General features: G+C 70.6%; 4 protein-coding genes. All 4 read left to right on the top strand.

Annotated elements, in window-relative coordinates; genetic code table 11:
* A partial coding sequence (locus Q664_RS03505) for a Kelch repeat-containing protein (RefSeq protein WP_043389825.1) occupies positions 1–1,005 on the top strand: 1,005 nt, incomplete at its 5' end.
* A gap of 127 nt (positions 1,006–1,132) precedes the next feature.
* Positions 1,133–2,008: a hypothetical protein gene (locus Q664_RS03500; RefSeq protein ID WP_043389824.1), complete on the top strand. Its 876-nt coding sequence runs from the start codon at positions 1,133–1,135 to the stop codon at positions 2,006–2,008.
* A gap of 111 nt (positions 2,009–2,119) precedes the next feature.
* Entirely contained in the window at positions 2,120–4,735 is a 2,616-nt protein-coding gene (locus Q664_RS60495) for a hypothetical protein (protein WP_235216537.1), read from the top strand.
* On the top strand, positions 4,662–9,785 hold a 5,124-nt coding region (locus Q664_RS62585; protein WP_326938661.1), incomplete at its 3' end, for an RHS repeat-associated core domain-containing protein. The genes Q664_RS60495 and Q664_RS62585, both read left to right, overlap by 74 nt.

Raw genomic sequence — 9,785 nt, 5'->3', positions numbered from 1 at the left:
CTCAGCGTCACTGGGTGGACGTCCGCGGGGTCCATGTCCACGAGCCGCTACGACCACACCGCCACGCGGCTCGACTCGGGCCGGGTGCTCATCGCTGGGGGGCGCAATGGGACGACCACCCTGAGCAGTGCGGAGTTGTACGATCCAGCGACCCACTCCTGGTCTCCAGTCAGTGCCATGCCCAAGGGCCGCTTCGCTCACGCCGCCCTATTGCTCCCCAATGGTTACGTGCTCGTCACTGGGGGCGCCGGCGCCCTGACCAGCGTGGAGATGTATGATCCGGAGAACAACGCCTGGTATTCGGTCAGCCCCATGAGCGGGGGCCGCTACGGTCACACCATGACGCTGCTTCCCTCGGGCCAGGTGCTCGTCACCGGCGGCACCGATGGCACCAACGCTCTAGCCACCGCGGAGGTGTTCGAGCCGCTCGCCAACCTCTGGATCAAGAGCAGCGTCATGAGCACCGCCCGTCTCCACCACACCGCCACATTGCTCCCCTCGGGCAAAGTCCTCGTCTCGGGAGGAACCAATGCCTCCGGGAGCTTGAGCAGCGCCGAGGTGTACGACCCGGCCACCAATACGTGGGCTCCAGCCGCCACCCTGGTGACGAGCCATGGCCTTCACACGGCCACGCTGCTCTCCTCTGGCAAGGTGCTCATCTCGGGGGGGCAATCGCTCACCGCTCCCTCTTCCTCTTCCTCCGAGCTGTACGCTCCAGACACCAACAGCTGGTCCGCGGCTGGATCCATGGTCGAAAGCCGCTCCCGCCACACCGCCACGCTGCTCGCTTCGGGCCAGGTGCTCGTCGCGGGGGGCGACGGCAGCGGCGCTCACAACACCGCGGAGTTGTACAACCCAGCCACCTCTTCCTGGTCCGCAACCGCCTCCATGGCCGCGTCCCGCGGAGCGCATACCGCGACGCCGCTGACCTCGGGCAGGGTGCTCGTCGTGGGTGGCGAAGATGGCACCCAGTCACTTGCCACGGCGGAAGTGTACGTGCCCTGAGCGCACAGCCACTCTGAAGGTGGCACCGAGCCCGCAGGCAAGTGGGTTATCAACTGCCCTTCAGAGGCCGGATCGAAAAATCGTCACTCACCCCTCACACGCCGCCTCGGCGGCCAGGAGCCAAGCCATGCCCATCGCAGTTCGCTACGTCCACAGCCAACCCTCCAAGACCGTGACGTTCGATTTCAGCGGGCACAAAGTGCTCAGCTATACGATCGGCCTCGCGTACTGGAGGTTGAGCTTCAACAACGACAACCACGTCCGCACCCTCAAGATCTCCCTCAGCGCCAACCAGCCGAACGAAGCGCAGGTCACCGTCAAGGTCAACGGGGAGATCCGGGACGACAGCGGGAACACCATCCACGTGGATGACAGCTCGGTGGTGGCCTGCTGCATCGCGGTCGTCGACAACAAGGACAGCAACGTCGTGCTCGCCTCCGCGAACGGCATCTCCGACGGCACGCAGAGCGCCGGCATCGCGCTCCCGAGCTCGACGCTCTCGATCGGCGCCGCCTTCCTCTCCGGGTTCGAGCTCGTCTACGGCAGCGATAACCACGTGCTGTCGGTCGAGCTTGCGACGGGCATGGTCCAGAACGGCACCACGGCCTACATCAGGGCTGACGCGTCGATGTCCGACTCCTCGGGCAACATGGCCACGACGGCGACGCTCAACGCCGGCCTCCTCGCCGCCAGCACCACCGAGGCCGGGGTGTACGCGGTCCCCATGCTCAACCTGCAGGCGCCCGGCACCACCGTCCCGGTGGAGTTCAAGAAGGAGCTCTCCGATGCGGTGGTGCTCCTCCAGGACTACCAGGTGCGCTTCGCCAAGGACCACCACGTCAGGTCGATTGGTGGAGGCTGCCATCAGTGGGCGGTCGAGGGGTCTACCGTCAAGCTGACCACGCCGAGGGCCTTCATGTGGGATGACAGTGGGAACAACGAGTCGAGCGGCTCCGTGTCGCTCCTGGTCGTCGGCATCCCGAAGACCGTGGCGGCCTCCTAGTTCCCGCTGGCTGGACCCGGCCGGTGCCCCGCTACTCCGCGGGGCACCCTCTTCCCGTCCCGTGCCATGCACGGGCCCCACCCCGTTCGCGCGCGCTCGAGGCCTACTCCCATGTCGTCGTCCAACCCCCCGTCGCAAGGCCAGCCCCCCGCCATCCGCACGTTCCAGATGGACGACAGCGCCGTCGGAAACCTGTCGAGCTCCGTCAACCTGTTCCGCGGGGACGTGAACCTCACCCAGAGCCTGTTCACCCTCCCGGGGCGTTCCCAGGACAACGGCCTCGACGTGACGTTGTCACTCCAGTACCAATCCAACGTGTTCCGCGAGGCGACGACGTGGAACCGCGAGGCGCCGACGGGGGTGGCCGGCCTCGGCTGGAGCCTTCCCCTCACGTGGATCGAAGCGGTGTCCTCGGGCTCGCCGGTGCCGGGCACGCGGCAGTACGTGCTCTACGAGAACGGGGTGCCCAACACGCTGGTTCGCCAACCGTGGGCCCCCCGCCTCTTCTCCGCCGACGCGGCCCTCGCTGGCAGCCTGGCCGACGGGAAGCCCGTCCCCTCCGTGCTCGTCGAGGAGTTCCACGCGCACGGGCTCCTCCTGTCGGCGGACGCCATCGCACGGGGCGGCCATGGCACCTGGGAGCTCGTCGACGACACCCACGAGCTGCTCTACACGCTCGAGGTGGGAGAGCGGCTGCTGGCGAAGGACGGCGGCGAGGCGTACCAGCTCCAGAACTACCAGTTCTGGAAGATCCAGTACTACCCCCGCTACGAGCGTTGGGTGGTCACGAGTGACTCGGCGGTGCGGCGCTCGTTCGGCGGAGGTGTCACGCGGGACGCGGCCGGCGCGCACAGCGTGAACGAGACGGTGGCGTGGTCGGTGTGGTGGAAGGGAAGCGACGGAGAGCCGCTCTGGAGCGGGGCCTCGATGCGGACCGAGGGGCAGGTCCAGGTGGCGCGCGCCTGGTACCTCGGCCGCGTCACGGACCGGTTCGGGAGTTCCGTCACCTATGCCTACAACGGCTTCGAGCGGACCGACGGCCTGATCCGCGGCTGCGAGCAGCGAGTGGGCGCCGGCGGGCTGCCATACACCAAGGCCGTGTACCTGACCCGCCTCACCGACATGTTCGGCCGCACCGTCACGCTCGACTACGGCGACAAGCTGTGGAGTGCCGGGGAGACGGCCCCGCGCGAGTACGCGGACCCGCACCGCGCCGCCCCCAGCGACGCCCCCGGTGCATGGCAGGACCGCTACGAGACGCGCTTCCTCGACGAGATCATCATCCAGGCAGCCGACGGCTCCACCCTCTTCACCTTCCGCTTCACCTACGATCCGCGGCCGGACGCGTCCGGCCGGGAGCGCGAGGTGGCCAACGTCACCAGTGCCACGGGCTCCCTCCGGGGAGACACGTTCAAGCGCTTCCTCACCGGCATCACCCAGTTCGACCAGGACGGCGTGGCGAGCCCCGGCCTCGTGCTCGGCTACTCCCTCGACGCCGCGGCGGAGGGCGGCCAGCCCGGGGCCCTCGCGACCCTCACCTCTCCGGAGGGCGGCACCGCCACCTATACCTATACCCGCCAGGAGCTCACGCTGTGCGAACGGCGCGCGGAGGTGAAGCGGCCGGACGTCGTCGGCAGCGGCTCGCCACGCGTCTACCATGGCCCGGACTACGCGGTCGTCACGTACTACAACCAGGCGAACGGCCGGCTCTCACTCCAGGTCTGGACCTGGGGGGGGTCGTGGCTCACCTGGCAGCTCGACCCGGACGACGCCCTCCTCGACACGCTCGGCCTCGATCTCGACAGCCTCCAGGCCGTTGCCAACCAGGACTTCTTCGCGCTCACCTTCACGCGCACCACCCCGTCGGAGCGCGCCGTCTACGTCTTCGACCGTGACGTGGCGCGGCCCGGCCAGTGGCGCAGCGCCACCATCGACGGGGTCACCACCGCGAAGAATGTCCCCACCCTCGAGTTGCCGACGACGGGCGCCGCCACGACCTTCGTGGGCGGCACCACCTGGCTCGCCGTGGCGCAGATGAGCAGCAGGACCCTGTCCGGCAGCTACGAGCTGCTCACCTGGCGATGGACCACGCGGGCGTGGACGCGCGAGACGATCCACCCCCCCCGCTACACATGGATCGCGGGGCGGGGGGGAGTACCTCGCCACGTTGGATCTCGACGGCAAGCTCGCGCTCCGCTGGCTGGACAGTCTGCTCGTGTGGCAGTCAGGGGCCCCGACCACGATCCCCAGGCTTTCGACGGTGGACCTGGACAGTGTCGCCCTCGTGCCGGGCACCTCGCTCGTGACGGTGTCCAACCTGCTCGGGAACAACGAGCAGGAGAACACCTACCGCGTCTGGGTGGCGCGGTGGACGGCGGCCTACGCGCTCGAGGTCCACGAGCTCGGCGAGTTCACCGACACCTTCGGGCAGGACAACCCGCCCACCCCGTGGATTCCGGAGGTGATCGACGACACGCTCGTCGCCATCAACGGCAACCTCGCGCGCTTCGATGGCGCGGCGTGGGCAGTGAGCACGGCACTCAACCCGGGCATGCCCGACGCGGGCCGCGACCAGCGCTACGCGTTCGGGCCCGACTACGCCATCCAGGTCATCGCGCCCACCACTGGCGTCGGCGAGGCCGTCGGGCAGGTGATGGCCTACGACCCGACGGGGGGTTGGAGGCCGGCCCCGGCCACGTTGGGCCAATCGCTGCCGTCCCAGGATGATCAGACGGACAACTGGCCCACGAGCGGCGGCGCCGACTGGGCGGTCGTCGGCCCGTACGTGTACTTCCGTGGCACCGCGTCGGACTGGGGTGCCGTCGTGACCTCGCCGGCGTCAGCCAACCTGGCGGCCCTCGTGAGCGCGGAGGGTTACGACTTCGACTCCGAGTCGCTCGTGGACGAGGGGCCGACCTTCCTGGCGTTCACCGCCGAGAAGGGGAGCTCGTCGCAGCGGGTCGAGGCGGTCGCGCTGCGAAACGGGCAGGTGGGCAAGCCCGAGCCGTTCCTCGAGGAGAAGATGGTCCGCGGGGAAGGCCCGGGCACCTCGCCGAAGGGGCCGCGGCTTTTCGCCAGCTACCCCGGGGACGCCGTCGACTTCGACGCGGCGACGACGGTGTACCTCCACCAGTACGCCGGGGACGCCTTCGCCGGGCCCATCGAGCACTACGCGGTGACGGGCCTCGACATCACCGACGGCTATCAGGACGAGCTCCCGACGCGCTACGTCTTCGACACGGGCACCGCGGGCTGCGACCCCGCGGGCAACATCGTGAAGTACTTCTCCGCCCGCACCTGCTCGGGCGCCTCGGATGCGGCGAACCCCGTGAACGGGTGGGTGGACAGCACCTACCTCAATGGCATGGCGGATCAGACCGGCGCCAACTATTACGACATGCTCGACGGCCTCCTGCTGCGCACGGAGACGCGCGACCGCGACGGCGTGCTGCTCGAGAGCACCGAGGCCACCTGGGTCGTCTACCAGCAGGTCGCCTCCGACGTCCTCGAGCCCGAGACCATCGTGCTCCGCGGCGGTTGGGTGGCGCAGACGGTGGACACGCAAGTCATCAACGGTGTCACCCATACGAAGACCACCGTGTACGTACCGGACGGCGCGCCCGGCTCCGCGACCGGCCAGCCGGTGACCCTCTCGCTCCGGCAGTACGGGGGCGAGGGCCAGGCGCAGACGTTCGTGCGAACCACGGTCCAGGGCGTCGCGGTCGATGCCGGTCTGGCCGCGATCCACGCGCTCACCGACCCCGCGCAGGAGACCGACACGGTCACGACTGGCACGGGCACGGTCCCCGTGCAGGTCATGGCGACGACCTACGCCGGCTGGCCGAGCGCCGAGGGTGTGCTCGTCGCAGTGGCCGAGGCGAGCTTCGGCCTCCTCGACGCGACGGACGTGGCGTTCCCGTTCGCCGCCTACGTACCGGGAGACAACCCGGCCGGCTGGGCCCTCGCGGCGCGCACCACGGAGCGCACGGCCTATGGCCAGGAGCAGGAGAGCGTGGACGGCCTCGGCGTGCCGACCGCCACGATCTACAGCGCCAACTGCGAGTTCGCCGTGGCACGCTCGTCCAACGTGCCATTCGGCGGGCTCGCCTTCCTCGGCTTCCAGCCCTACGAGGACACCTCCCGCTGGACGCTCTCCGGCGTGGAGTATGAGGCGGACGACGTGCGCACGGGCCTCCGCGCGGCCCGGCTGCCCGGCGGTGCCAACGCCTCCCTCGCCGTGACGGTGACGCCCGAGGCGCCCGAGGGCACGTACCTCGCCGGGGTGTGGGTGCGGACACCGGCCGGCTTCGCCGCCGACGCCACCACCGGAATCTCCGCGACCGTCACCGTCGACGGCGTGGCCGCCACGCCGGTCTTCGTGCCGCTGCCCGCCACGGACGGTGCGTGGCGCTACGTCACCGTGCCCGTCCCGCTTGGCGGCCCCCAAGTGCTCGGGGGCGCCGTTCCCGCGCCCGATCGGCGCTCCGCGGCCCGCCGCGCCCGCCTCGCCGCCCGTCCTCGCCGGCCGAGGAGCCGCGTGACGGGCACTGCCCCGCTCGCGCCCCGCTCCGCCGCCACGGAAGCGTCGGTGGCGCTCGCCTTGTCGATCACGAACACCACCGCCAGCCCGGTGACCATCGACAGCGTGCTGGTGGCCCCCCTGGCCAACAGCCTCGTGAGCCGCACCTTCGACGAGCCGAGCCAGCAGGTCACGTCCACCCAGGACGCGAGCGGCCGCACCACGCGCACGTACTATGACCGCGCCTTCCAGCCGACCGTCTCGGTGGGTGCCTCCGGGCAGATCAAGGAGCTCTCCCAGAGCTTCCTCTCGCGCCGGGGCAACGACGGCGTCTTCTCGCCAAGGAGCCCCAACGCCGAGGTCACCCTGCACCCCGCCACTGGCGGCGTGCTCGAGACCTTCCGTGACGGCGACCGTTGGCGCGAGCGCTGGGACGCGTCCGCCGGGTGGGCGGCCGCGGACGGCGCCCTCGTGCACACGGGAGCCACCGCGGGCCCGGTCACCTGGCGAGGCACCGCGGAGGGGACCCGGGCGGTCTACTTCGAGCTCCAGGCGCGCGACGTGGTCGCATCCGTGTCCGTGGGCAACGTGACGGTCCGCTGGGATGGCGGCTGGAGCGCGTCCCAGGCGGACGTGGCCTGGACGGCGTTGGCCACGCCCCCCCTCGAGCAGCACTGGCTCCTCGTCGTCGGCGACGGCGTCGTGCTCTTCTTCGCCGGAGGCCAGCTCCTCTACAGTCAGGCGGTCCGTCCTGTCGGGGACACCGTGTCCATCACGCTCGCCGGGGAGGGCGCCATCCGCAACCTCTCCGTCGTCGAGGGTGTCCGCGTCGGCGTGTCCTACAACGACGCCGCCGGCCGGCAGCGGCAGGTGCAGCAGCTCCATGGCGCCGACAGCACCGTGGTCGGCCTCGTCTACGACGCGCTCGACCGCCAGCTCGTGACGACGAAGGGAGCCCCCGGCTCGTTCGGCTCCGGCCAGCACCAGCCCGTCCTCCAATACCGGCCCGGCTTCGTGAACGTGGAGGACTTCCTCGCGAATCTCTCCACCACCTGGGAGCTGAAGGGCGACGTCGCCGACTACTACGGGGGGCAGACCGGGGACGGCGTCACGCGCTCGGACGACAAGGGCTACCCCTACCAGGGCACGCGCTACGAGGCCTCGCCCCGGCAGCAGTCGATCGAGCAGGGCAACCCTGGCAAGCCCTATGCGATCGATCTCTCGGTGCCCGAGGAGCAGCGCCAGACCACGCGGCTGCGTTTCGGCGCGAACGCGGCGGGAAGCCTCCCAGCCGGCCATTACTTCCAGGACACGCTCACGAGCCCGGTCCAGACGCGGTCCGTGCGTCTGACCGACCAGCTCAGCCAGACCGTGACGAGCACCTACGTGTCGAGCGTGGGGGAGGAGGTCTCGCGCACCTCGGGCAACCGGACCTACACGGCGGGCGCGTCCGGGCCCGCGGCCACGCTCCAGACCGCGCTCCCCAACGCGCTGGTGAGCGGACCCCAGCAGGACCCGAGCGCCTACGCACAGCGGACAACCACGGACGCCCTCCAGCGCATCGAGTCCCTCGCCGATCCCGACGCGGGGGAGACGCGGTTCGTGTCGGACGTGGCCGGGCGGCTGCGCTTCGTGCAGCCCGCGATGGAGGCGGGCGAGCAGTGGTTCGTCTATTACAAATACGACGCGCTCGGGCGCATGGTGGAGGAGGGCTCCGTCTCGGCGGCGTGGGACCCCGCGGCGCTGCGCCTGCTCGCGAACCAGCCCGACTGGCCGGCCGAGGGGTCCACGGTCGCGGTCACGATGCGCTACGACGGCGACGGGGACGAGCCCACCCTCATCGGCAGGAAATGGATTTCGGTGGCGAACAATCCCGGGGACGACGGGGACGTCACGGTCACCGAGGTGTTCGGCTACGACGACGACGGGCACCTCTCCTCGGTGCGCATGACACTCGACGGACCCACGGCCGCCGACGGTACGGTCGCCTACACGTACGACAACCTCTCGGAGGTGGTCCGCGTCGATTTCCCCGCGGGAGCCCCGCTCGCGGCGGTCCACTACGCCCATGACGACCTCGGGCACCTGGTGTCCGTTGGCACCGCCGCCGGCCTCGCAGACCTCGCGGCCTACGGCTGGAGCGCGGACGGCGCGGTGCAGCGGGAGGTGCTCGGGCAGGGCGCGTGGACGCGGCTCGTCGACTACACCTCGCCCGGCCAGGTGGCCACGATGACGACCACGTCGGCGGCCGGCGACCAGTCCTTCGCGCTCGCCTACGCCTATGACGCGGATGGCGTCGTGCGCACCCGCGGCGTGCGGTGGCGCTTCGCCGGCAAGGACACCAGCCAGGAGGAGGTCTTCGGCTACGACGATCAGCGGCGGCTCCTCACCGCGGCCGGCGCCACGACGATGACCATCCACGCCTACGATCCCAGCGGCAACATCTGGGAGGCCGAGGAGGGCGGCACCGTGGTGGCCACCCCGTGCGTCGGCGGCTCGGACCGTGTCGCGTCGCTCACCGTCGGGTCGGAGCCGGCCCAGCCGCTCACCTGGAGCGCGCGCGGCCAGCTCCTGGCGGGCGCCGGCCGCACGTTCGGGTACGACCGTGCCACCGGCATGACGACGCGCATCGAGGCTGGCGGCGCGCTCCGGCTCGCCTACGGAGGGAGCCAGCAGCGCGTGCTCAAGCGCCGCCGCGACGGCGCTGACAGCGTCTACTTCTTCGGCGCGGGTCTGGTCCCCGTGGCTCGGCGGGATGGCGGGTCCTGGACGGTGCTCGTACAGGGGGCGTCGGGGCTCCTCGCCCTGGTGGGCACGGCCACGCGCTTCGTGCTCCCGGATCCGGACCAGTCCGTGTGGGCGGTCGTGGAGGGCGCCACGCTCGTGGCCCGCTACGCGTACGCCCCGTTCGGCGGCCTCACGCTCGCCGAGGGGGACATGGCGGCCACTCCCTACCTCTTCCAAGGACAGGAGTGGGACGCCGAGGTCGGGCTCTACAACTTCCGCGCCCGCATGTACGACCCGGTCCTGCGCCGCTTCGTGACGCCGGATCCGCAGCGGCAGTTCGCGAGCCCCTACATCTTCGCCGCGAACAATCCGCTCGGCATCACCGACCCCACCGGTGAGATCTCGGTCTGGGGGCAGATCGGCGTCGCTTTCGCCATGTTGGCGGTCACGGCCATTGGCATCGGGCTCTCGCTCTTCACCGGCGGCGCATCGAGCGCGGCGGCGGGCGCGGCGAAGCGCGTGGCGAAGGGC

Source organism: Archangium violaceum Cb vi76, from assembly GCF_000733295.1.
Classification (GTDB): Bacteria; Myxococcota; Myxococcia; order Myxococcales; family Myxococcaceae; genus Archangium; species Archangium violaceum.
This window is presented reverse-complemented; position numbering and strand designations above follow the sequence as displayed.

Coding starts and splice junctions, on each gene's coding strand:
- Q664_RS03500 (WP_043389824.1), top strand. CDS start 1,133: ATGCCCATCGCAGTTCGCTACGTCCACAGCCAACCCTCCAAGACCGTG.
- Q664_RS60495 (WP_235216537.1), top strand. CDS start 2,120: ATGTCGTCGTCCAACCCCCCGTCGCAAGGCCAGCCCCCCGCCATCCGC.